General features: G+C 60.9%; 18 protein-coding genes. 14 read left to right on the top strand and 4 right to left on the bottom strand.

Annotated elements, in window-relative coordinates:
• Positions 1 to 212: 212 nt before the first annotated feature.
• The gene (locus tag ACVOLI_RS15930) at positions 213 to 1157 is read left to right on the top strand and encodes a Nudix family hydrolase (protein ID WP_481615160.1); all 945 of its coding nucleotides are present in this window, start codon (positions 213 to 215) and stop codon (positions 1155 to 1157) included.
• Positions 1158 to 1181: 24 nt separating this feature from the next.
• On the opposite strand, the gene ACVOLI_RS15935 is transcribed toward ACVOLI_RS15930, so the two are convergent.
• The 3 genes from ACVOLI_RS15935 to ACVOLI_RS15945 form a co-directional block, all read right to left on the bottom strand.
• Entirely contained in the window at positions 1182 to 1808 is a 627-nt protein-coding gene (locus ACVOLI_RS15935) for a DUF4124 domain-containing protein (RefSeq protein WP_481615161.1), read from the bottom strand.
• A 46-nt stretch (positions 1809 to 1854) separates the two neighbouring features.
• Positions 1855 to 2685 carry a methylenetetrahydrofolate reductase [NAD(P)H] gene (gene metF / locus ACVOLI_RS15940; protein ID WP_481615162.1) on the bottom strand — a complete coding sequence of 277 codons (831 nt, stop codon included), beginning with the start codon at positions 2683 to 2685 and terminating at the stop codon, positions 1855 to 1857.
• A gap of 119 nt (positions 2686 to 2804) precedes the next feature.
• Positions 2805 to 3569 (bottom strand): COG4705 family protein, encoded by a 765-nt coding sequence (locus ACVOLI_RS15945; protein ID WP_481615163.1) that lies wholly within the window; start codon positions 3567 to 3569, stop codon positions 2805 to 2807.
• 522 nt (positions 3570 to 4091) lie between these two features.
• Between ACVOLI_RS15945 and ACVOLI_RS15950 the strand changes: the two genes are divergently transcribed.
• The 4 genes from ACVOLI_RS15950 (at position 4092) to proP (ending at position 8617) form a co-directional block, all read left to right on the top strand.
• Positions 4092 to 5705: an APC family permease gene (locus ACVOLI_RS15950; protein ID WP_481615164.1), complete on the top strand. Its 1614-nt coding sequence runs from the start codon at positions 4092 to 4094 to the stop codon at positions 5703 to 5705.
• 102 nt (positions 5706 to 5807) lie between these two features.
• Positions 5808 to 6362, top strand: coding sequence for a DUF3228 family protein (locus tag ACVOLI_RS15955; RefSeq protein WP_481615165.1), 555 nt, complete (start codon positions 5808 to 5810; stop codon positions 6360 to 6362).
• A complete protein-coding gene (locus ACVOLI_RS15960; protein ID WP_481615166.1) occupies positions 6346 to 6783 on the top strand; it encodes a ribosomal maturation YjgA family protein in 438 nt (145 codons plus the stop codon). Before ACVOLI_RS15955 ends, ACVOLI_RS15960 begins: the two co-directional genes overlap by 17 nt.
• A gap of 304 nt (positions 6784 to 7087) precedes the next feature.
• Positions 7088 to 8617, top strand: coding sequence for a glycine betaine/L-proline transporter ProP (gene proP / locus ACVOLI_RS15965; RefSeq protein ID WP_303748912.1), 1530 nt, complete (start codon positions 7088 to 7090; stop codon positions 8615 to 8617).
• A gap of 358 nt (positions 8618 to 8975) precedes the next feature.
• Here proP and ACVOLI_RS15970 read toward each other — a convergent pair whose 3' ends face one another.
• On the bottom strand, positions 8976 to 9239 hold the full coding sequence (locus ACVOLI_RS15970) for a hypothetical protein (protein WP_481512165.1): 264 nt from the start codon (positions 9237 to 9239) through the stop codon (positions 8976 to 8978).
• Between the two features lie 452 nt (positions 9240 to 9691).
• Here ACVOLI_RS15970 and ACVOLI_RS15975 point away from each other — a divergent pair, with 452 nt between their 5' ends.
• From ACVOLI_RS15975 to ACVOLI_RS16015, 9 genes are all read left to right on the top strand, one after another.
• The gene (locus tag ACVOLI_RS15975; protein WP_481615167.1) at positions 9692 to 12442 is read left to right on the top strand and encodes a type VI secretion system Vgr family protein; all 2751 of its coding nucleotides are present in this window, start codon (positions 9692 to 9694) and stop codon (positions 12440 to 12442) included.
• 3 nt (positions 12443 to 12445) lie between these two features.
• Positions 12446 to 13126 (top strand): hypothetical protein, encoded by a 681-nt coding sequence (locus ACVOLI_RS15980; RefSeq protein WP_481615168.1) that lies wholly within the window; start codon positions 12446 to 12448, stop codon positions 13124 to 13126.
• Entirely contained in the window at positions 13123 to 14535 is a 1413-nt protein-coding gene (locus tag ACVOLI_RS15985) for a hypothetical protein (RefSeq protein ID WP_481615169.1), read from the top strand. The genes ACVOLI_RS15980 and ACVOLI_RS15985 overlap by 4 nt, the downstream gene beginning before the upstream one ends.
• Positions 14528 to 16699 (top strand): EF-hand domain-containing protein, encoded by a 2172-nt coding sequence (locus ACVOLI_RS15990; protein WP_481615170.1) that lies wholly within the window; start codon positions 14528 to 14530, stop codon positions 16697 to 16699. Before ACVOLI_RS15985 ends, ACVOLI_RS15990 begins: the two co-directional genes overlap by 8 nt.
• Positions 16668 to 17459 (top strand): hypothetical protein, encoded by a 792-nt coding sequence (locus ACVOLI_RS15995; protein WP_481615171.1) that lies wholly within the window; start codon positions 16668 to 16670, stop codon positions 17457 to 17459. Before ACVOLI_RS15990 ends, ACVOLI_RS15995 begins: the two co-directional genes overlap by 32 nt.
• A gap of 499 nt (positions 17460 to 17958) precedes the next feature.
• The gene (locus tag ACVOLI_RS16000; RefSeq protein WP_481615172.1) at positions 17959 to 18543 is read left to right on the top strand and encodes a DUF3304 domain-containing protein; all 585 of its coding nucleotides are present in this window, start codon (positions 17959 to 17961) and stop codon (positions 18541 to 18543) included.
• Positions 18544 to 19067: 524 nt separating this feature from the next.
• A complete protein-coding gene (locus ACVOLI_RS16005; RefSeq protein WP_481615173.1) occupies positions 19068 to 21965 on the top strand; it encodes a type VI secretion system Vgr family protein in 2898 nt (965 codons plus the stop codon).
• Positions 21966 to 21968: 3 nt separating this feature from the next.
• Positions 21969 to 23591, top strand: coding sequence for an esterase/lipase family protein (locus ACVOLI_RS16010; RefSeq protein WP_481615174.1), 1623 nt, complete (start codon positions 21969 to 21971; stop codon positions 23589 to 23591).
• A gap of 115 nt (positions 23592 to 23706) precedes the next feature.
• Positions 23707 to 24588, top strand: a complete 882-nt coding sequence (locus tag ACVOLI_RS16015; RefSeq protein ID WP_481615175.1) for a T6SS immunity protein Tli4 family protein — start codon at positions 23707 to 23709, stop codon at positions 24586 to 24588.
• The last annotated feature ends 286 nt before the right edge of the window (positions 24589 to 24874 follow it).

Here is a 24874-nt window from a genome sequence, read left to right on the forward strand (position 1 = left end):
CGCGCGCGGGCGCGCCCAGCCCCCCGGCCCCCCCCGCGCCCCCCCCCCCCCCCCCAACGGGGGGTGGTTTTTTTTCGGGCGGCCGCGGCCGCCCCGCAAGCCGATGACCTGTCCGATGCATCGTTGGCAAGGTCCCTGCCGAGCATGGCTCGGCACTACAGGGGCTCAACGAACGATTGCACCAACAGCCCTGTTTTCGGCATGCTCAGGCCATGACATCTCCTTCACGCTCGATCCACGTCGTGGCCGCCGTCATCACCGACGCGCGCGGTCGCATCCTGCTCAACCGGCGCACCGGCGACAGCGACATGGCCGGGCTCTGGGAGTTTCCCGGCGGCAAGCGCGAGCCCGGCGAGACCTCGGAGCAGGCGCTGGTACGGGAGCTGCGCGAGGAACTCGGCATCGAGGCCGAGATCGGCGAGTGGGTGATGGATGTGCCGCAGATCTATCCAGACAAGCGCCTGCGCCTGGAAGTACGCCGCGTGTGCCAGTGGAAAGGCACGGCGCGTGGCCGCGAAGGCCAGGCCATCACCTGGGTGACCCCGGACAAGCTGTCGCGCTACTCCATGCCGCCAGCCGACCTGCCGGTGGTGGCGGCATTGCGCCAGCCCAGCCATTACCTGGTCACGCCGGAACCGACTGAGGGTGAGGACGCCTGGCTGGCGTCGATCGAGGCCGCCATCTCTGGTGGCATCCGCCGCATCCAGCTGCGCACGCCGATGGCAGCGCAGCGCCAAGCCTTGGCCCGAACCGTGGTGGAGCGCTTTGGCAGGCAGGTGGAAGTGTTGATCAACCGTGATATCGAGCTGGCCAGTGAGCTGGGCGTTGGCGTGCATCTGGGCAGCGAGCAGCTAGTGCAGCTGCAGGCACGGCCACTGCCCGAATCAACGCTGGTGGCCGCGTCCTGCCACGATCTTGTGCAGTTGCAGGCGGCACAGCAGCTGGGCTGCGACTTCGCGGTGCTAGGGCCGGTGCAGGCAACGGCCAGCCATCCCGAGGCCGCCGGCCTGGGTTGGGACGCCTTCGTCGAACTGCGTGAGCGGGTCTCACTGCCGATCTATGCCATTGGCGGCATGGGTGCTGGCGATGTCGAAACCGCGCGTCGCCATGGTGCCTTGGGTGTCGCCGCGATTCGCGCGTTGTGGCCGCAGGCCTGAGCCGCTGGCGGCGTTGGCTGGCGCTTACAGGGTGATCCAGAAGCAGTTGTATTGGCGACGCAGGTGCAGGATGGTCCGCGTTGGCGTGGCGCTGCGCGGCAGGGTCTGCTCAAGGCGCAAGGCGATTGGGCGACGTGGGCCGCTGCTGGCATTGCTGATCGGCTGTACATCCGGATAGCCACTGCTGTCGGCCGCCTGGGCAGGATCGACCGGGGTGCCGTCGGTATAGGTGAATGGCTCGGGCGGCGCGGGGACATAGGCTGGCTCCTCCGGAAACACCGGCGCGATGTCGATCAGCGGCCGTTGCACGATCTCATCCAGCCTGTCCATGACCCGGGTCGCGGCGGCATTGGAAAGCCCGGTCCACAGATAGATGCCCGACAGACGATTGGGATCGCGCGCGTCGGCAGCCGATTGGATCTGCGCTACCACTTCGCTGAGACGACGTGCGCAGCTGTCGCGGTACAAGCCACTGCTGCCAACCGCGCGTGGATTCGGCAGCAGGCGGGCACGCGCGCCCATCACCTCGCAGGGCTTGTCACCGTAGACGGTTTGTCCCTGCGCATTGGTGCAGCGGTTGATCTGCTGCGCGCGCGCATTGAATGCCGGCAGGGCGGAGCAGGTGAGCAGCAGGAGCAACAGCAGGCGCATCGGCCAAGGGTAGCGGCTGGCTGTGCACGCAGGAAGTGATGACGGTTCAGTTGTTGCCGATGCGTTCCAGCACGGCATTGGTCGGCTTGGCCAGGTTGAGCGTGTAGAAATGCAGTGACGGTGCGCCGCCGGCGATCAGGCGCTCACACAGCCCGGCAACCACGTCGGCGCCGAAGCTGCGTACCGATTCGGCATCGTCGCCATAGGCCTGCATGCGCTTGCTGATCCAGCGCGGAATCTCCGCGCCGCATTGTTCGGAGAAACGGCGCAGCTGGCTGAAGTTGGAGATCGGCATGACGCCTGGAATGATCGGCACGTCCACGCCCAGCTTGCGTGCGGCATCGACGAAATGGAAGTAGGCGTCGGGGTTGTAGAAATACTGGGTGATGGCGGCATCGGCGCCGGCATCGATCTTGGTCTTGAAATGGCGCAGATCGGTGAGTGCGTCGCTGGCTTGCGGGTGGGTTTCCGGATAGGCGCCGACCTCGATGCGGAAGGCATCGCCGTGCTCGGCACGGATGAAGGCGATCAGCTCGGAGGCGTAGCGCAGGTCGCCGGGGAAGCCCATGCCCGAGGGCAGGTCGCCGCGCAGGGCGACGATGCGCTTCACCCCGATGGCGCGGTAGAGCTTGAGCAGCTCGCGGATCTCCTCGCGGGTGCCGCCGACGCAGGACAGGTGCGGTGCCGCCTGCAGGCCGTGGTGCTGGTTGAGGTGACGCACGGTCTCGGAGGTATAGCTCAAGGTCGAGCCACCGGCACCGAAGGTGCACGACACGTACTCTGGCGCGTGGCCCTTGAGCTTGGCGGCGGTGCGGTCCAACTGGGCGCGCTGGTCATCGGTCTTGGGTGGGTAGAACTCGAAGCTGAGCGCGGTCATCGGAAGCGGCCGGGTCTGACGGGATGCTGGTAATTATATCTCTCCATCAAGATGGATGTGCAATGGTTTCAGCCGAGACCGCAGCAGGGCGGAGCAATCTCAGTGAGGGCGGAGCAATCTCAGTGGGCGTGGTGGGCCGGACGCTGTGGCAGCAGGGCGATGCAGGCGACGATGGCAAGCAGCAGAACGACGGTGGCGGTATAGCGGCTCAGGGCCAGGCCGCCGTGATCCAAGGGCTTGTCAAGGAAGTCGCCGACCACCGCGCCCAGCGGCCGGGTCAGGACGAAGGCCGCCCAGAACAGGGCGGTGCGGGACACGTGGCTGCAGAAGTACAGCACTGCAACCACCGCCAGCAGGCCGCCGAACAGGGCGATGCCGCCGGTATAGCCCAGGCCCTGGGTGTCCGCCGCCCAGTCGCCCAGCGCCGTGCCCAGCGTCTGCGAGAAGGTAATGGTCAGCCAATAGAACAGCTCGCTGCGCGGCGAATTGATCTGGGTGACCGAGATGCTGCCGGTACTGCGATGCCAGGCGAACAGGGTGCCCAACAGCAAGGCCAGCAGCAGCGTGGTGCCGCCGGTATAGCCGATGCCCAGCGAACGATCAACGTAGTCGGCCAGGGTGGTGCCGACCGTGGTGCTGGCGATGATGGCGAACCAATAGACCCAAGGCCGGAAGTTGGGCGAGCGGATCTGTGCGAACACTGCGATGGCGAAGACCGTGGCAAACAGCGCTGTACCGATCAGGTAGCCGAGGTTCATCGACATGGTGACGGCATCCCCACCGACTTCGCCCAAGGTGGTGGCGAGGATCTTGATGATCCAGAAGCCGAGGGTGATGGCGGGGACTTTGCTGAGTGAATCGCTGAGTGAATCGGTAGGCGACATGGCGGCGATCTGCGCGGGAGTGTTGTCACTGTCGGTTGGCTGCTGTCGGAGTTGCGTCGTAGATTTGTGTGCGATGAGGGCGATGTTCGTTGGAAACTCGCGCCGCTCCTGCAGTGCCAGCGGGAGGCTTCCTGCCGAGCATGGCTCGGCACTACGCCCCCTCCCTTTGCCGCAGGCAAGGGGAGGGTTGGGGAGGGGTGCTTTTGCTGCTAGGTGTTGCTCTTGGCTTTTGACCTCCGGCACTTCGCTTGAGCGCAGAATCAGAAGCACCAAGCCAGAACCGTTTGAAGGTTGAGCCTCCTGCGCAGAGCACCCCTCCCCAACCCTCCCCTGCGCCCTCGGCGCAAGGGAGGGGGCAAGGCATTTGCCGCTTTCGGCATCTCAGTGAACGGAAACGATCCTCCGGCTATGCCGGTTCTGGCAGCAACACCCAACCAGCAAAAACGACGCTCGGCTTAACGTTCGGTTTGCGATGATCCAACGCCAGCGCCACTCCGGCGCCGCCTCAACTGGAAAGCCAGCATGACCGCATCCAGCGCCATCCGCCGCGACGTCGGCCCCATTGCCCTGATGCTTACCGGCCTGGGCTCGATCATCGGCTCGGGTTGGCTGTTCGGCGCCTGGCGCGCCGCCGGCCTGGCCGGCCCCGGCGCGATCTGGGCGTGGGTCCTGGGTGCAGCCATCATCCTCACCATCGCCCTTACCTATGCCGAGCTGGGTGCGATGTTCCCCGAATCCGGCGGCATGGTGCGCTACAGCCATTACTCGCATGGTTCGCTGGTTGGCTTCATTGCCGCCTGGGCCAACTGGATCGCCATCGTCTCGGTGATCCCGGTCGAGGCTGAAGCCTCGGTGCAGTACATGGCGTCGTGGCCTTGGCAGTGGGCGCAGGACATGTACGTGCAGCAGCCCGGTGGAATGGGCGAGCTCAGCCATGCCGGCCTGTTGATCGCAGCGGTGCTGGTGGTCGTCTATTTCCTGATCAATTTCTGGAGCGTGAAGCTGTTCGCGCACTCCAACAGCGCCATCACCCTGTTCAAGCTGGTCGTGCCGACGCTGACCGGTGTGGCCTTGATCGCCAGTGGCTTCCACTCCGAAAACTTCTCGGTTGGATTGAAAGGGCCGGGCACACCGATCCTGGATTTCTCCGCCATCCTCACCGCGATTGCCACCGCTGGCATCGTTTTCAGCTTCAATGGGTTCCAGAGCCCGGTGAATCTGGCCGGTGAGGCGCGCAACCCCGGTCGCAGCATTCCGTTCGCGGTAGTCGGCTCGATCCTGCTGGCGGCAGTGATCTATGTACTGCTTCAGGTGGCCTACATCGGCGCGGTGCCGAGCCAGATGCTGGCCGAGCACGGCTGGCATGGCATCGACTTCCGTTCGCCTTTCGCGCAGTTGGCCCTGATCCTCAACCTGCACTGGTTGGCGATGCTGTTGTACGTCGATGCCTTCGTCAGCCCCAGCGGTACCGGCATGACCTATACCGCAACAACTGCGCGCATGATCTACGGCATGCAGCAGAACGGCACCGCACCCACGGTGCTGGGCAATATCCATCCGCGCTGGGGCGTGCCACGCCCGGCGATGTGGTTGAACCTGGCGGTGTCGTTCCTGTTCCTGTTCTTCTTCCGTGGCTGGGGCACGCTGGCGGCGGTGATCTCGGTGGCCACCGTCATTTCGTACATGACCGGGCCGATCAGCGTGATGTCACTGCGCCGCACCGCGCCCAACCTGCATCGTCCGTTGCGGGTGGTCGCATTGCCGATATTGGCGGGCGTGGCCTTCGTGATGGCGACCGAGCTGCTGTACTGGGCACGCTGGCCGCTGACCGGTGAAATCATCCTGCTGATGGTTGTCGCCCTGCCTGTGTACATCTACTACCAGCGCAAGATTGGTTGGCATGATTTCGGCCGCCAGCTCAAAGGTGCGATGTGGCTGATCTGCTATCTACCGCTGCTGGCATTGGTGTCATGGGCAGGCAGCACGGCATTCGGCGGTGCAGGTTACCTTGGCTATGGCTGGGACCTGCTGCTGGTGGCGGCGATTGGCATCGTGTTCTATCTGTGGGGCGTCAACTCCGGCTGGCGCACGCCTTCGATGGATGTGGCCGAGCACGAGGCGCAGGCGCAGGCCTGAGATGGATCCGGGACGCCCACTGCATGCAGTGGGCGTTCGTGCGATGGTTCCGGTCTTCGCATCGATCGCCGACAATGTCGCCCTCCTTTGCTGGAAGCGATGATGTCCATCTACCTGACGCCGTTTGCACGTACCCGTTTGTTCCCGCGCACGCCGCGTGCCAATACCATTCAGGACTGCAGTGCCGAGGAATTCGAGCAGTACTTGAATGCGCACGCTGCCGACAAAGTGCTCGATGGCTATGCGCCGTTCTGCAAACTGCATGTCTACAAGAATTGGACCAGCACCCGCTGCCTGACGGTACCGGTCACCGAGCAGAACCGGCACCTGCTGCGTTCGGGCTATGAGGTACGCAGCCGCGACGAGTTGCCGGTGCTGGTGCGCTGGTTTGAAGGCGTTGAGCCGGCCGTGGCCGAGTATCTGGTGGTCATCCTCTACAGTCGCGAGCAGCTGGAGAAGGAAGGCTCGCCGATCGAAGCCGACTGGGGCGTCGTCGGTTGCCTGTATACCGCCACGGCTGAAGAAATCCCGATGGCGCCCATCACCATGATGCGCAACGCGCTGGGTGTTGAGGAAGGTGGCTCCGGTGTGCCGATTGATCGTGTCGCCTATGCCCGTGCCGTGGAATTCTGGGGCGCAAATGCAAACTGGCGCTGATCCGCTGCCGATCACTGCCAAGCGAGCCGGTTTTTTTGCAATCAGTGGCTGGTATCTGCTGTTGGCGATGCTGGTGTTTGCGATGGAAGTGTTCATTGCCACGCGCCTGCCGCATGTGTCCTGGGTGCGTGCCTATCTCGGCGATGTGCTGGTGGTGGTGTTGCTCTATGCGATGATCCGCAGCGTACTGCGCATCAACGACTATCTGGTCCTGCTGATGGTGTTCGTGTTCGCCTGTGGAATCGAATTCGCCCAGTACTTCCACGTCGCAGAGCGGCTTGGCTATGTGCGTGGCGATGTGATGTACACGATCATTGGCAACACATTTTCGTGGGGCGACATCATCTGCTACGCAGCGGGCTGCGCTATAACAGGCCTCATCGTGCTGCTATCAGGCGTGTATCGCCGCATTCATCGTTGAAGCGAAGTGCGCAGCAGGTCTGCATGACATTACTGCAGCTGCGTCTTTAACAAGCCTTAACAGCTGTTCGCGTAGAATACGCCGGCTCAGCATCATTCAGCGATTACGCACAGGCACCCTGCCTGTTGATGCTTGGACAGCCGGCACTACGCCTTTACCGGGATGATCCCGGTTTTTTCTGTCCCCGACCGTTCCCGTGGCCTTGCCGCGGGGCATTCCTTCGTGCGCATTACGGCCTGCGCGAACTCATGCAAGCCAAGGCCAAGCACGCAATCAACTCAGTAACGGGAGGACTGGTCCTGTCATGTCTACAGGTGAATCCACTATCCGCAATGAGCCGCTGCAAATCGAAGACATCACCGTCATCGATAAGGCAAAAGTAAAAAAAGCAGTCACCGCCGCCGCGTTGGGTAATGCGATGGAGTGGTTCGACTTTGGTGTATATGGCTTTGTCGCCTATGCCTTGGGCAAGGTGTTTTTCCCGGAAGCGTCGCCCAGCGTGCAGACCATTGCCGCGCTTGCAACGTTCTCGGTGCCGTTCCTGGTGCGTCCGCTGGGCGGCGTGTTCTTTGGGGTCATGGGGGACAAATTCGGCCGGCAGAAAGTGCTGTCGGCAACCATCATCCTGATGGCAGTCAGTACCTTCTGCATCGGCTTGATTCCATCGTATGAAAGCATCGGCATACTCGCGCCGATCCTGTTGCTGCTGTGCAAGTTGGCGCAGGGTTTCTCCGTTGGTGGTGAGTACACCGGTGCCGCGGTATTCGTTGCCGAGTTCGCACCTGACCGGCGCCGTGGTTTCCTCAGCAGCTGGTTGGATTTCGGTTCGATCATTGGCTTTGTCTCCGGTGCCGGCGTGGTGGTATTGCTGAGCAGCATCGTTGGCGAAGCGCAGTTCCTTGAATGGGGCTGGCGCATTCCGTTCTTCCTTGCTGCACCGTTGGGCCTGATTGGCCTGTACCTGCGTCACGCAGCGGAGGAAACGCCGGCTTTCACCGAGCAGCTCGAGCGCATGGAGAAGGAAGACCAGGACGCCGTCGGCAGCGCGCCGCGTATCTCCTTCAAGGAGATCGTGACCAAGTACTGGCGTTCGTTGCTGGTCTGTGTGGGTATCGTGCTGGTCACCAACGTCACCTACTACATGTTGCTGACGTACATGCCCACCTACCTGTCGCACAACCTGCATTACTCTGAAGACCATGGTGTGCTGATCATCATCGTGGTGATGGTGGGCATGCTGTTCGTGCAGCCGTTTGTTGGCATGGCCAGTGATCGCATCGGCCGCCGGCCGTTCATCGCCGCAGGTAGTATTGGTTTGCTGATTGCAGCGATTCCGGCGTTCCACCTGATCACCAGCGGAAACACCGGTTGGATCTTCGTTGGCCTGTTGTTGCTGGCGGTATTGTTGAACTGCCTGATCGGCGTGATGGCCTCAACCTTGCCGGCGATGTTCCCGACACGTGTGCGCTACAGCGCGCTGGCCAGTGCATTCAACATCTCGGTGATCATTGCCGGTGTCACTCCGACGCTAGCCGCCTGGTTGGTTGAGACCACCGGTGATTTGATGATGCCGGCGTACTACCTGATGGTGGTGGCGCTGATTGGCCTGGTAACCGCGTACTTCATGCACGAAACCGCCAGCAAGCCAATGCGCGGCGATACGCCGAATGCTTCCAGCCGCCGCGAAGCGCGCGAGCTGCTGCAGGAGCAGTACGATCATATCGAAGCCAGCGTTGATGGCATCGATGCTGAGATCAACGACATGCAGGATAAGCTCGCCGACCTGGAGCGGCGCAAGCAAGCCTTGATTGATCGTCATCCAGACCTGGTCTGACCAGCTTCGCTCCCTCCCTTGCACCGAAGGTGCAGGGGGGGGCGGCGTTTGCCTGTGTAGAGCCGAGCCATGCTCGGCTGGGGCTCAACCAGGAGAGCCTCTGCCGAGCATGGCTCGGCACTACCGCTTCGCCCCCTCCCTTTCGCGCAGCGAAGGGGAGGGCTGGGGAGGGGTGTTCTTCGCAAGAAACTCAACGCGCAGGCATCTCTGGTTTGCAGTCGTAGCCCGGATAAGGGCAGCACCCCCGCGGGCCTTTGGCGATCTGAAAGACCACGAAATCCTTGTTCCCGGGTGCGCTGCGCTTACCCGGGCTACGTCATTTCCGCTATCAATCCTTCGCGTTGATCAGGAACGCAGATCAAACATTGCACCGAAAACGCAGCGCGTTGAGCTGCGGAAAGCGCGCGATGATGGCAATGGCGTCTTTCCAGTGTGTCTCAAAGGCTTCGTCCGGCACCGGCAGAAATGCAGGGTCCACCCCGTCGAAGCGGAATTCAATTCCCCGATCCGGCACCAGCTGACGGGTGATCGCAGTCGGCGTGCGGCCGTTGCGCAGGTGCCAGACAAGTTCTTCAATCACGGTATTCCAGGCATCCACTTCAAGATCATCAATCCACTGCATGTGGCGGGTCCTTGGCTCGGTGGTAGTGCAGGGCAACGCGGGTAGGTGAAGTACTGAGTACGGCTGAATCCGGTTAGTGCGCTTCCGATCATCGCTCAAAATGGCTGGCATCGCCTTATCTGTAATGTGGTGCTGTACCGGATGCTTGCCCGGCGGTGAGTCCGTCGCATGTTCGGATATTCAAGATGAATCTCACGATTCGATATCTGATAGTCCGGATAGCATGAATTTTCAATCAGTTATCTGCGACTACAGCGTAGGTGGTAACCCTCGAAATAAAACAGATATGGCAGCTACGGGGTGACAGTTGCTGCATTGACTACCTCAACTCTCATCCGAATACAAAAAAACCAATGCCGTGAAAATTCGTTGCGACGACTTCTGGTAGATTCCGCGAAAGGAATCCGATTGGTGTCTGCAGATTGCAGACGGTCATCACATCTGGAATAGGCATGGATAAGCTGAATAACCTTCTGGCACAGGTCGCTGTGCTGGGCAATGCGCAGCGTCAGTACCAACTGCAGTGCGCCGAACTTGGCAGCAATGTGGTCGAGCGCTGGTGGGGGCGTGATGCCTTGTCCGCACACGCATCGACCGAAGTGGACGTACTTTCCACTGATCAGCACATCGATCTGGATGCATTGCTCGCCAAGCAGGCAGCGTTGCTGATCCGCACCGCGGATGGCGGCGAACAGCGACGCAGCGGTTTGATTGCTTCTGCGCAACGCATGGGCAGTGATGGTGGATTGGTGCGCTACCGTTTGTCACTGCATTCCTGGACCTGGTGGTTGCAGCACGCGCGGCATAGCCGGGTTTTCCAGGAAAACAATGTGCGGCAGATTGTGGACGCCGTGCTGCAGGACTATCCGGACCTGGCCAACTGGCGCTGGGCCGAAGGCTGCGATGAGTTTATTGCATCGCGCGTGCGCAGCTATTGCGTGCAGTACCGCGAAAGTGACCTCTATTTTCTGCAACGGCTGCTAGCCGAAGAAGGCATGGGTTGGCGGCTGTGCCAGGACGAGCAAGCACCGTGTGGCAACAGCATGGAGATCTTCGCCGACAGCCAGACGCTGCCCGAGGATGCGGCGAGCGCCAAAACCGGCGTGCGCTTCCATCGCAGTGATGCCACCGAGTCGAGCGACAGCATCCAGGCACTGGGCAGAAGCCGTGCCTTGGGCAGCACCCGCATCAGCCTGCTCAGCGACGATTACCGCACCGTGCGTGGCATCACGGCGCAACTGCCGTTGGATGGCGGCGGCGAGCAATCGCAGCGCGAGAGCTACGACCCGGTCGGCGCCTACGCTTTCAGCAACGCCGCCGCGGCAGCGTGGTACGCCAGGCTGCAGGCACAGTCGCATGAAGTGCACGGCCGCACCTGGCTTGGCCAGGGCACTGTGCGTGGTTTCCAATCCGGTACCTGGCTGCAGGTAGTGCAGGCCCCGTTTACATCAGCACCAGAATTGCTGCTGACCGAAGTCGAACACGCCGGGGTCAACAACCTGCCCACCGATGTTCGCCAGGCAATGGACGATGCGCTGGGAAAAGCGCCCTTGGGCACAGCGGACGCAACGCTATGGCAACAAGCCGAGAAAGTGGGCTACGCCAACCGTTTCAAGGCTACCGAGCATGCAATGCCATGGCGGCCCGCATTGGTGGATGGCACCGGCCAGCGCTTGAACCCACGACCAACCGCGCCGGGTTACCAGACCGCACGCGTGGTGGCCTCGCATGGCGGTAAGAGCCAGGACGTCCACGCCGACAGCATGGGGCGCATCCGTGTCTGCTTCCATTTCCAGAACGGCGAAGCCGACACCACCTGGTTGCGCGTCGCACAGCGTTACGCCGGCCCCGGCGTTGGCGCACAGTTCCTGCCGCGCATAGGCCAGGAAGTGCTGGTGGGCTTTTTGGATGGCGATATCGACCGCCCCATCGTCCTGGGCGCGCTCTACAACGGCCGCGGCGAAGCCGGTATTGCACCCACACCGGCTGGCGCCAGCGCCAGTGACGACCGCAGCGCCTACGCACAGGCCCGCGATGGCGCCGCCAGCGCACAAGCCAACCTGAGTGGCGGCCACGCCCCAGCGTGGCATGCAGCAGGCGCCGGCGACGATGCACACCGCAATGCCGGCGCGGTCTGGGGCATCCGCTCGCGCGAATGGGAAGGCGGCGAAGGCAGTAATCACCTGCTGTTCGACGACAGCGACCAACAACTACGCGTGCAGCTGGCCAGCAGCCAACAGACCTCGCAGCTGAGCCTCGGTCACCTGCGTCACCAAGCCGACAACTTCCTCGGCAGCCTGCGTGGCACAGGGTTTGAACTGCGCAGCGACGCCTGGGGCGCAGTACGGGCAAGCTCCGGTGCCTGGTTCAGTGCGTATGCGCATCGCAACAGCAGCCCCGCCGGCGAAGCGGTGCAACCAGCGGCCTTGCTCAACCAGCTGCAAAGCCTGAGCACCCGCTTCAGCCAAGCCGCACGCACCCACCTGACCAGCACGCTGGTAATGAAGGAAGGCGCCCGCAGCAAGGACAGCTCCAGCCTCGTGCCGGATCAGGCGCCGCTGGCTGCAATGCTGGCCAGCGCCAAGACCACGGTCGCAGGCGCTGCGTTCGATGCTGCAAGCGGCGAAGCTGCACAGCGCCAGGCCACAGCAGGTGCCGACCGCGTCCCCCACAGCGGCGACCCGCTGCTGGGATTTGCCGCACCCGCTGGCATCGTGCACGTCGCAGGGCAGGCCCTGCACTGGTCGGTAGGCGAAGGCCTGCTGCTGGCTAGTGGCGGCGACAGCGATACCGCCGTAATGGGCAATGCGCGTCTGCATGCCGGGCAAGCCATCGGCATGCTGGCGTGTGCGGTTGAGGGCGGCGCGGGCGACGGCAACGCATTGAGCGTGGTTGCCGGTACCGGTGAGTTGAATGTGCAGGCCCAGAACGACGAAGTGCGACTGCAGTCAAAGCAGGCATTACGCGCAGCCAGTGCGCAGGGCGTGGTGGAGCTTGCCGCGGGTAAGACGATTCACATCGCTACTTCGGGTGGCGCCAGCGTCACCATGGAGGGCGGGAACATCACGTTCAACTGCCCGGGCACGATCACCGTGCATGCGAGCAAGAAGTCGTTTGTTGGCTCAAGTAGCTACAAGCACGAGCTCCCTAAATGGACTCTTGGGGATATGAAGATGAAGCGACTCGTTGGTTTTTCGGGGTAATGCATGAATAGCCGAATTGTATGGATGCCGTTCTTGTTCAGCGCGCTGCTTGGTTGCGAAAAGCCACCAGTAACTCCTACCCAGGAGCAGCTGGTTTCTGAACGAGCTTCGGCTCTGGAAGACGCGGTGATTGGAGACAGGTCGGTGGAGCCCGCTGACTTAGTTGTGCCTCGTTCAGAAATTGGGGCTGAGCGCGAAAGGGAATTAATCCTGCTCGCCCATTTGCTGCCGGAGCCTGCGTGTAAGGAAGAGCCATTGGCGACGTATTTCTTCACGCTCTTGGGGCGAAATTCCGTGGATGACTGTGGGCGCCAGAACCCGAAGGTGGTCGCGGCGTTTGATGCATTGATGGAGGAAGCGACAGAGGCCGAGCTTCCCGATCCGGCTATCCCTCCTTTGAGTGATCGATTGCTCAGCGGGCCCAGCGAACCGGGTAAGCCAGTCTCGCTGGGTGGGGAAACTTGGTGGTACTACACGGCCTGTCAGGCGCATCAGTGCAATACAAATTTGCTGGCGATGCTGTACTTGCCCACGCAGGGAAGGATGGTGGGTCGGCTGGTTGCACGCTGCAAAGTGTGGTGGCTGGGCGATCCCGGGCCGGAGCAGCGTGCTCTTATCAACGCAATTGACCCGGTTGATACCGAGTACCAGGACGATGAAGTCACTTGCGGGCTGGGGACATGAGCGAAACCGGAATGGAACGCTTTCTCCGAGCGTTGTTTATACGAGAGACAAGCGGAAGGACAAAGATAGTCAATGAGTTCGGCTATGCCGGGAAGTATCAGTTTGGCGAAGCTGCGTTGGAGGATCTTGGATACTTCAAAGGCGACGGCAAACCCAACTCGCGTGACGGGAAATTTCTCTACGATTGGGGCGGCGTTTGGACAGGGAAGAACGGGGCTACCAGCTTGGCGGCGTTCCTTGATAGTGAAGCGTTGCAGGACAAGGCCGCTGAAGAATGGGTGCTGCTGCTCTGTAGAAACGGAAAGCACTATGGCGCCGACAAATTTTACGGGCAGACAATCGCTGGAATCCAGGTCACTGAGTCTGGCGTAATTGCTGCGGCCCACTTGAAGGGCTACGGATCAGGAAAGCCTGATGGCGGCCGGTGGAGGGCGCCGGGCGTGCTGGCATTCCTACGAACGGGCGGAAGAGTGGATGCGGCTGATGCGAAGGGCACTCTTGTATCCAGCTACATGAGCAAGTTCGGCGGGTATCAATTGGGTTGCTGCTCTCCTCAAGAGACACCAATGCGTTGGGCGTATCCGTTTGACGTTCAGAGCAATCCGGACGCCAAAACGAAAGGCGCTGCCGTCGATAGCGGAGCGTACCTAGGCGTAGCGCCTAATGAAGTTGGCGCGCTTTCCAGAGTGGATGACGGCTTCTATCCATTGGGTGCGAATGGCCTTTGGCACGGTGGAATTCACTTTGATGCTGGCAGCGGTACCCTCATGGCGCAGGCCGGTGGCGTGCGTTGCATCAAGGATGGCGAAGTGATTGCCTACCGCATCGACCGCGAGTATCCGGCCATTGAATTTCCACAGGTAAGGCGGAAAGCGCTGTACGCCAGCGGATTCGCGTTGGTACGGCACACGTTGGATCTTCCGGCTGACGCCCTCACTACTTTTGATGCTGAGGCCGAAAAGAGTCGCGCGAAAACTGAGACGGCACCAAGTACCAAGGCTGGCCCGCAGAGCGCTCAGCCGGCGCCGTCTGCGGCAACGGCTCCAGCTCCGGTACAGCCAAAACCTGCTGATCAACAAGCACCCAAGCAAAGTGCAATAACCAAACTGACTTTCTACAGCCTTTACATGCATCTGGCCGATTTCAAAAGCTATGAGAGCATTTCAACCCGCCAACGCCCCGATTTCTGGTCGCAGAGCAGTGAGTTCGTAGTTGGAACCAAGGCGAAGGATCAACAGGAAGTTCCACCGCCGCCGCTGGACCTCAAGCCGGTGGCCGAAGATATCGAGTTGGTGAGCTGCGGCTGCGGCGGTGAACTCGTGTCGCCGCTGGAGGAGGCGTTGTCCAAGAAGTACCGCTTGGGCCAGGAGTGGGATAACGTGAGCATGGAGATGCATCCAGATGAGTGATCTACAGCCCGTCATCGGTATCAATATACGGAGCGAGGCGAGTGGCCGTAGTGCGCGCTTGGGCCTGCTGCCACGCCAAGCTCACATTTCGGTGAAAAACCGCAAAGGTGACTGGGGTCAGATAGATCGCATCATCAAAGGCGAGATTGCACCTGTTCGACCCGGTGAGCCAGTAGCGCCTGCGGCTGCACACGGATGGGTCTACTTGCCGGAAATGGATGCAGGGCCCAAGCAGCCGCCAAAACTTGGCGAGGTGGTGGTGCCCGAAACCCCGATACCGATCAATGCAGGCGCGCTGATTGGTCATATGGGCGAGTATCAGCAGTATGTAGATGCCCAAGCAGTGCCTCGCCGTGGCATTCGTCCGCTACTGCATTTGGAGGTATTCGCGGGCGACGAACTGCCGGACTTCATTGCGCAATCGCGGCGCTATGCCAGCCTTCAGAAAGAAGGCTCTGAAACGTTGTTTGTAGTGGATGCAGGCGCGCATCTGCGTCATCCAGCTGAGCCCGATGGCTTGCTTCCAGCAGGCACGATGCTGATGGAACTCAAAGACAGCGGTCTAAGCCCTTGGGTCAAGGTGCAACGTTGCGAGTTGCGCATCATGGATCGTGCCTCTCTAGGCACTTATTCCGCGCAAGATAAGAACTATGCGAACTTCAAGGAGGCGCAGTACACGGGCTTCTTTATCGGTGCTACTGCACAGGAAAGAACGCAGTCTGCGACGGTGGCAAAGGAGAAGGGATACAACCGCCGAGAATTGAAGTTTCCAATAGCAATGCCGTTCTGGGTCCTACGTAAAGGCCTGGAGTCGCCGCCTGCCGGGGGCATGAAGACGTGGACGCGCGCACCGTTACGTCTTGATGGCCCGCGAGGATCGGCCGTGGGCATGGTGCGTATTTTTTCCCGTGCCGATTTGGAAAGGACGAAGCTGCAATATCGCGCGTTGGATGAGGATGGAAACGGCTGGTGGCGTATATCTACGCGTGCGGAGACGCCGGGCATGCTTGCGCACGGCTGGGTTTGCGAGAAGGGTCACGACAAGGTTGGCTGGAAATCACCATGGATGTGGCCGGGCTTTGAAACCTTGGAAGAAAGCGGTGCCGAGCCGGTTGATCTATTCACGGCTAGCTTGCTCAAGCTTGGTGCATTGAGGAAAGAAGAGGTGCAGCAGTTCCAGATGCGCGCGGACAAGGTTGAAAAGAGCGTGCTGATCCGGAAGTTGCATGAGCAGTTGGACACTAATCGCAATGGGCACATCAGCAAGGCAGAGATGCTTGCAGCGAGCAGGCAGCCAATGTTGTTGCAAGCCCTGAGCCGTCTGATCGTGCGCTACGAAAGCGAGTGGGGTGGTGCCGATGACAAATGGAATGCGCTGGACCCGCTGATGCTGGACGGAACACCAGAGTGGCAGGCCGAAAAAATTCGGATAGGCCAGCTGCGCTGGTGGGCGGATGTTGCGGGTAAGGTAAATGGGTTTCCAACGAAGCCGGATGTCTACCATCTTCATCCGATTGGAATTCTGAGTAACTTCCATTCCCCCTTGAGAGTCCAAGAAAGCAACGATGATGGAGTTGTACACAAGAGCGGGGCAGACTGGCACTCGAGGTTCCCTGCCAGCAGGAGCATCGCTGATCTTGTGGAGCCATTTCAAAGTAATGTTCGTAGGTTTGTAGCGGCGCTCGAAGCGGGTGGGGTGAAGGTGACTATTTCGAACACGCTTCGTCCGCCGCAGCGATCATATTTGATGTACTACGCCAAAGAAATCAGCGACGGCTTGTCTCCAGATAAAGTTCCTCCGTTTGAGCCGCAGAACGGAGATGCACCAGTTAGGATTGATTGGCTACATTTGAATGAGCTCGGGCAGCCGGATATGGCGAAAGCGAAGGAGGCAGCGCGGCTAATGCATAGGCTATATAGAACTCAAGACGCCGTCGCAAAGCCATATAGGTCAAATCATAATCGTGGGGATGCCATTGATATGAGGTTCGATCCTGGCTGGGGTTTGGGGAAGACTGTTGTTGATGCAAGTGGTGCTAGTGTCTTGATAGGGGGGGAGCGTGGGATTATTAGTGTGGGTCACAGTTTCGGGGTAGTTCACTGGAACCATGCTGGCGAGAAAAGAAAAAAAGATGATCCGCATTGGTCAGCGACAGGAAACTAAAATGCGAAGAATTATGTATTTCCTTTTGCTGGCCGTAAGTTTTGGTTTGGTGCTTTCGTGCCAATCGCGAAATGACTCTCAACTGGGGGGGCGGGAAGCGCCCGGTGGCGGTACGTTAAGCGGTGGTGCGACTGAGGTTGAGCCAGTGGTTTTCTCGCCCGACCAAAAGATCGGCGGAGCGCAAGAACTTCAAGCGGGTAATGCGGGTCCGCTGATCGGTGGTTGGCGGTCGGTGGGGACCGAGTTGGATTATCGAAAGAACTATTTCTTCGGCATGCTGCCGTCGATTCCCGCGCAGGGTGAGCGCTTTGCGGCCTATGATTTGGTTGCAAATCGAGTTGTTTGCTGTGCCGTGGTCGAAGGTGGTGAATTGAGCGAAACCTATCTTGGTGAGAAACTTTACATTCCCGGGGCGTGGGTCAATGATCTAGTCAACAACTGGAATTTGGATGCGGCTCCTTATAGGCCTAGAGTTGTGGAACTCAAGTTAATAGATGCTCTTGGTAGCTATGACTTTCCCGTAGATAAGCGTCAAGTCGATGGAATATCCATGACGCGTGGTGGGGGGCTCGGCGGATTGCTGCTGCCAGAGAACAGTGAGGTTGTCGGGCTGGCTATGTTGCATATAGATGGCCATGTCTACACAGTAGACTGGAGCGGTCATTTGTTAGCTGACGACGATGGTGTTGTGCATACCTATGTGCTCAAATCGGACGATGGTGAAACGTTCAGCGTTGAGGTTCCATATGGAACAAATTGAGCTCCGACCCGTTATTGATTGAGTTAGCATGCGGCAGGTTGTATGTCTGGATTGGAAGGGTAACTTTTCTTGAGGTTGTGCCCAATAAATGTGCGCTGACCTAAAAAGCGTTTCGACTCGATTTTGCACGACCTTCATCTGCGGCGTATCAATCCGGAAATGCCGAATCACTAGCGCCTGTTGGGCAAGCCGACACCACCGTCAACGCAGTCAGAGACCTCCCTTTCGCATAGCGAAGGGGAGGACTGGGGAGGGGTGTTTTTGAGGCTGTGCACGCGTGCAGCAACCCCCTCCCAGCCAAGAGAGATCATGAAGATCATCAAAGCAATATGTGTCACCTCCGTAGCGCTACTCGGGCCAATCGCTTGCGACGCAGCGACGCCGGCGCCCGCGTCATGCCAAAGCAGGCGGCGGGCGCGTCCCGCACGACGACGATCCACTGCTCGGCTTCGCTGCACCCGCAAGCCGTTGCGCCTCCAATCGTTTAAGCGGAGGTTCTGTGTTGAGACTAAATTTTAAGCCTTTCTTAAATTCTCTATTTGAAGCTCGGTCACACGAAGGACTGGTTATTCTCCTCATGGGTCTTTTGGGGGCGCTCGCAGCATGTCAGGCAAGTGAGAAAGACGGGTCCCAGTTCGCGCCTGATAAAATTGGGCTTAGTCTGTCCGGCTTGAATTATACAGATATGCCAATTGGATCAATCTATGTAAATGGATCTTGGGGTGGAGCGGTTCAGCCGTACAATAACGGCAACGGTTCTGCGGGAAGTGTTGCGTTGCCTTATCCTTGGAAACCTGGAACGAAGGTGACAGTAAAATGGAGTGATGACGCACTGTATGTGCGTGATAAGCATTCTTTGTATGCAGAAGAGGTTGAAGTTCCCCCGTATTCGATGATCAATTCGGGTTATTTGTGGGTTGCATTCTTTCCAGGTCGGAAAATTAAGGTTTATGCCTCTGGCTATTACCCTGGTCACTTGAATTTCCCCGATCGACTGCTGACCCCCGCGGAAACATGCAAACGTGATCCAGAGTGCATGGATTGGTATCGAAGCAAGGCGCCGCCAAGGGCAGGTCATTACTAGTCGAGGTACAAATTTTTTGCTGGCCAGGCGTGACCAGCAGGATGCGAGCGGCTTTTGATATCAAATGCTCACGAGGTGATCGGGGGCATGGACGTCAACGACAGATGTCCGGCGTAGCCAATGCTGAAACTGGCTGCTCCGCTTCTGCAGGCTGCGTGGGCATCCCTAGTCGAGGTGACGAGACCCAAGTGTAGTGATCCGATGGATTGTTGGTGGGCGGTCCGCTGGCGTTGTATCCGCTTGGACCGGTGGTACGACGTGACTAGATGGTTGTGTTAGCTGTCGCGAAAACGTGATGTTGGTCGCTCAAATCGCAAATATTTGGTGTCAGCACCATTGTGAACAGGCTAAATGCCCTCCTGTTTGCGTACAGCAAACCCAGTGATTCCGGCAGATTCCCCGCTGTTCCCACCAATCCAACCCCTCCAACCCGTAACGCGGGCTATAGGAAAGTTCTGATAGATTCGGCTTGGGGGATCCTACCGCGTCTGCTGAATGGCAGACGGGAAACGCATTGGGTTGGCATGGATAAGCTGAATAGCCTGATGGCGCAGGTGGCTGCGCCGAGTGATGCACAGCGTCAGTATCAATGGCGATGCTCGGGATTTGGCGGGGGCATGGTCGAACGCTGGTGGGGCCGCGATGGCCTGTCTTCGCATGCGCAGACGGATGTGGATGTGCTGTCCACCGATCAAGGCGTTGCGCTGGACGCGCTGCTTGGCACCCAGGCGGTGCTGGTGATGCGCATGGCCGATGGTGGCGAGCAGCAACGCAGTGGTCTGGTTGCGCACGCACAGCGCATGGGCAGTGATGGCGGATTGGTGCGCTACCGCCTGTCGCTGCGGTCGTGGACCTGGTGGCTGCAGCATGCACGGCACAGCCGTGTGTTCCAGGACAAGAGCGTGCGCGAGATCGTCGACGCCGTGCTTGCCGACTATCCGGACCTGGCCAATTGGCGCTGGGCCGAAGGCTGCGATGAATTCATTGGTACGCGCGTGCGCAGCTATTGCGTGCAGTACCGCGAGAGCGATCTGGATTTCCTGCAGCGGCTGTTGGCCGAGGAAGGGCTGGGTTGGCGCCTGTACGCCGAGGAACAATCCTCTTGCGGCAACGGCATGGAGATCTTCGCCGATAGCCTCGGCCTGCCGCAGGACGCCAGCAGCGCCGCAGCCGGTGTGCGCTTCCATCGCAGTGATGCCACCGAATCCACGGACAGCATCCAGACGCTGGGTCGACGTCGCACCCTGGGCAGTACCAGCCTGAGCCTGCTCAGCGATGATTACCGTCAGGTGCGCAGCATCAGCACGCAGCTGCCCTTGGACGGTGGCGGTGAGGCCTCCAAGCGCGAAAGCTATGACGTTGTTGGCGCATATGCCTTCAGCAATGCGGGTGCGGCCGATTGGTATGCGCGCTTGCAGGCGCAGGCGCATGAAGTCCACGGCCGCAGCTGGCAGGGCCAGGGCACGGTGCGTGGTTTCCAGTCCGGTACCTGGCTTGAGGTGCAGCAGGCGCCGTTTGCGTCCGCGCCCGAGTTGTTGCTGGTGGAAGTGGAGCACGCGGGCATCAACAACCTGCCCACTGATGTACGCAAGGCGATGGACGATGCCTTGGGTAGCACGCCGATGGCTGGGACCGATGCCGGGCTGTGGCAGCAGGCCGAGAAAGTGGGCTATGCCAATCGCTTCAAGGCGACCGAGCGGAACTTGCCGTGGCGGCCGGCGCTGGAAGATGGCATCGGTCATCGCCTGAATCCACGGCCGACCGTGCCGGGCTATCAGACCGCGGTGGTCGTCGCGGGGCAGGGAGGCAACAGCAAGGACGTGCATGCCGACAGCCTTGGCCGGATTCGGGTGCGCTTCCACTTCCAGGATGAGCAGGGCGACACCACCTGGCTGCGGGTAGCCCAGCGCTATGCGGGCCCCGGTGTTGGCGCGCAGTTCCTGCCGCGTATCGGCCAGGAAGTGCTGGTCGGTTTCCTTGAGGGTGATATCGACCGTCCCATCGTGTTGGGCGCGCTCTACAACGGCCGTGGCGAAGCGGGCGTTGCGCCCACGCCCGCTGGTGCCAGCGCCGACGCCGATCACAGCGCTTATGCGCAGGCGCGCGATGGCGCCGCCAGTGCGCAGGGCAATCTCAGTGGCGGCCATGCCCCGGCCTGGCATGCGGCAGGCGCCGGCGACGATGCGCATCGCAATGCGGGCGCGGTATGGGGCATACGTTCCCGGGAGTGGGACGGTGGCGAAGGCAGCAATCACCTGCTGTTTGATGACAGCGACCAGCAACTGCGTGTGCAGCTGGCCAGCAGCCAGCAGACCTCGCAGTTGAGTCTTGGCCATCTGCGCCATCAGGCCGACAACTTCCTTGGCAGCCTGCGCGGCACCGGCTTCGAGCTGCGCAGTGATGCCTGGGGCGCGGTGCGTACAACGTCGGGCGGCTGGTTCAGTGCCTATGCGCACCGCAGCAACAGTCCGGCGGGCGAAGCCGTGCAACCGGCGGCCCTGCTCAATCAGTTGCAGGCCTTGAGTACACGCTTCAATCAATCGGCGCGCACGCATCTGACAACTGCGTTGGCGATGAAGGAAGGCGCACGCGGCAAGGACCGCTCCAGCATCGTGCCAGACAAGGCGCCGCTGGCAGCGATGTTGGCCAGTGCCAAGACCACGGTTGCCGGTACGGAATATCAAGGTGCCAGCAGCGAAGCCGAGCAGCGGCAGGCAAGTGCCGGTGAGGGCCGGGTACCGCATAGCGGCGATCCGCTGCTGGGATTCGCGGCGCCGGCTGGCATTGTCCATGTCGCTGGGCAGGCACTGCATTGGTCGGTCGGCGAAGGCCTGCTATTGGCCAGCGGCGGCGACAGCGATACCGCGGTGATGGGCGACGCGCGTCTGCATGCAGGCCAGGCCATCGGCATGTTGGCCGCTGCCGTGGAAGGCGGTGCCGACGGCGGCAATGCATTGAGCGTGGTAGCCGGCACCGATGAACTGAACGTGCAGGCACAACACGACGAAGTGCGCATGCAATCAAAGCAGGCCCTGCGCGCAGCCAGCGCCCAGGGCGTGGTGGAACTGACTGCCGGCAAGACCTTGCACATCGCCACCACCGGTGGCGCCAGCGTCACCATCGAAGGCGGCAACATCAGCTTCAACTGCCCGGGCAAGATCACCGTGCATGCGAGCAAGAAGAGCTTCCTCGGTGGCACCCATCTGTCCACCGAGATGAACAGCTGGCCAGACCCACAATTCGATGATGTCTACGTGGTGCGGCACCGGGCCACGGGCGAGCCCATGCCCAATACGCGGGTGCAGCTCACCCGCGGTGATGGTGGCCGCAGCGAGCTGGTCACCGATGCACAGGGGCGCCTGCCGCGGCAGAGCGGGCAGGGTATCGATGAGGTGCTCATCAAGATTCTTGGGAAGGTCTAGCGCATGGAAGAGAAACAGGACGTTGTGCTGCCCAGCGGAGACTGGGACGAGGATGGGCGGCCGGTCGCACGTGCGCGGCTAACCCAGGTCAAGGACAAACGCGACAAGGTGGTCGAGGCCGATACCGATGCGGTGATTCCGGTGATCTTCCTGCCCGGCATCATGGGCACCAACCTGAAGTCGACGGTCACCGGCGATCCGGTATGGCGGCCACCGAACACGGATGGTGTCGGCGCGGTGCTGGGTGCGATCGGCCAGATGTTCGTGTTCCTGTTCCGTGGCGCTGCCACGCGGCAACGATTGTTGAATCCGTTGACATCGGAAGTGGACGACCGTGGTCCGCTTGATGCGGAGAAGACCATTCCCGAAACGCTGGCGCGCGAACGTGGTTGGGGCCAGTTGATGCGCTCGGCCTACAACCCGGTGATGGCGGAGATGCAGCGCAAGCTCAATGACCTGATGTCGGCGGGCAAGCTGCAGCCGTGGTGGGCCGAAGATGGCGCTCGCGCGCCGGCCGAGTATGGCGAGATGGTCGGCGGCAATGCCGCGCTTACCTTGGAGCAGGCCAAGCACGCCGCGCACTACCGCTTCGAGGTCTGGTCCGGTGGTTACAACTGGCTGCAGAGCAATCGTCTGTCGGCGCAGGACATCGTCGCGCGCATCGATAACGTGATCCTGCCGTATTACGCCACGCGCGGTATCAACGCGCAGAAGGTATTGCTGGTCACCCACTCCATGGGCGGCCTGGTGGCACGCGCGGTGTCGCAGGTGTCGAACTACGGCAAGTTGCTGGGCGTCTCGCATGGGGTGATGCCGGCAACGGGCGCAGCAGCTACGTATCACCATTGTCGTGCTGGCTATACCGGTGTTTCGAGCATCATCCTGGGCCGCGATGCCGGCGAAGTGGTGGCGATCCTCGCCAAATCACCCGGTGGCCTGGAGCTGCTGCCCGCTGCGGATTACAACGAAGGCAAGGCATGGCTGGAGCTGGGCGACGAGGGCCCGCGTCTGCCGGTTGGCGCAGATCCGTACAACGAGATCTACCTCAACACCAAATGGTATGGGCTGGTCCCCGAAGCCAATACCGGTCTGCTCGATCCGAGCGCACCGGCGCCAGCGGCGGCTTCGGCACGCGAAGAAGAAGATGGCCCAGCGCTGACGCCACGTACCGGGTTCCAGATCAATATCGAAGGTGTGCGCGACTTCCACAAGGACATCGAGCGCAAGTACCACAAGCCGACATTCGCGCATTACGGTGATGACGCCAAGCAGCTTGCCTGGGGTGACCTGGGCTGGAGCGGCGGCAGCATGAGCGGCGTGGATTCGGTGACGCCGGTATCGGACAACCACAACGGCAAGATCAAACTGCAGGACGCGGTTGGTGTGATCAAGCTGGAGATTGCCGATCCCGCCGATCCTGGTGATGGCACAGTACCGGCGTGTTCAGGTGCGGCCCCCAAAGCTGATGTCACGGGATGTTTCCGCCAAGGCAGTTTCGGCACCGGGCAGTACGCGCTGAAAGGAAAAAAAGGCTATGACCATCAAGGCAGCTACAACGACGAGCGCACCCGCTGGGCAACCCTTTACGCCGCAGTGCGGTTTGCGCAAAGCGCGGACTGGGCGTGAGGCGTTGCATGCGATGGCGCGGCGACCGCTGTTGCATGGCGTGCTGGCTGCCGTACTACTGACCTTTGCCTCGGGCGGCGTTGCCGGCGCGGCACCGAAACGACAGGGAAGCGAAATGAAGACTTTGTGCGTTGGCCGATTCCTGCTGGATGTGCCTGCTGCGACCTCGATCCAGCCCGGTTACGTGTATGCACGCAAGAAGGTGGAGACGACTACCGGTGTATCGGCCGAAGCGTTCCGTCAGCGCGTGGCTGCGCGCATCGCGGCGCTGAAGGCAGCGCGGCATCGTGCGGGTGAGTCCATGTCGGTCAGCGAAACGCGTATTGACGATGATGCGGTGCTGGTGACGTCCTGGCTCAGCGAAAGCAGCCGCGCCGGTCATCGCCAGGAGCTTTACGTGCTGGACCCAATGCACAACGTGCAATACCTGGTCAGTGGCGAGACCGAGGCCGCGAAGTTGCCGGCCGCGATCGAAAACTATCGCGCCTTGCGACCGAGGATCAGCTATCGCGATCCCAATACCATTCCGACCACCGCGGGATTCTGCGTCGACTCGGGTTTCATAGCGGGCAATCGGATCAACAGCGAGGAGATGACCATCGGCCTGCGTCCGCGTGCGCATCCGGGCGCGCGCATGACCTTGATGTCGTATGTCACCGGCAAGCCTGATCAGCCCTTGCTGCAGCGTGCCTCCGATCTGCCGCCGGAGTATGCAGCCGCCGCAGCGCGGATGCGCAATCTGCGCCGTGGTGAACGCAACGTAGGGCCGATCCAGGGGCAGGAGATTCTTGCCCATGCAGAAGCCGACGGGGGCAAGATGTACGCCTTCCTGTGGGAATCACAGGGCCGTGCGGAGTCCTTGCAGTTCCCGTTCCTGTCGTTGCAGCTGCTGACCGAAGAGAAGGCCGATGCACCGGCATTCCGCGATGACGCACAGGCGCTGGGGCTGTGGGACCAGGTGCTGGGCAGTCTGCGCCTGCGCCCCGGTGCAATCTGAGTTTTTCTCGATTGTGGGAACGGCGTCAGCCGTGAAACAGATGGTGGTGGAGGTTCCGGATATTTTTGTCATCTGCGGATCTGCCAGCTTCGCGGCTTACGCCGTTCCACAACAGCAGTCTTGGTTTTTTCCGGCAGTTCAAGCTGCGTTTGCGGCCACGCATAATCGGTATTTTTGTAGGAGCGGGGGGGGGGCGGCGGCGGGCGGGGGGGGGGAGAACGGGAGTAATGATGAAGTGAGGCGGGGCGCCCGGGGGGGGGGGGGGGGGGCGGGGAGGGCACCCCCC

It is taken from the genome of Stenotrophomonas sp. STEN029 (assembly GCF_056760015.1).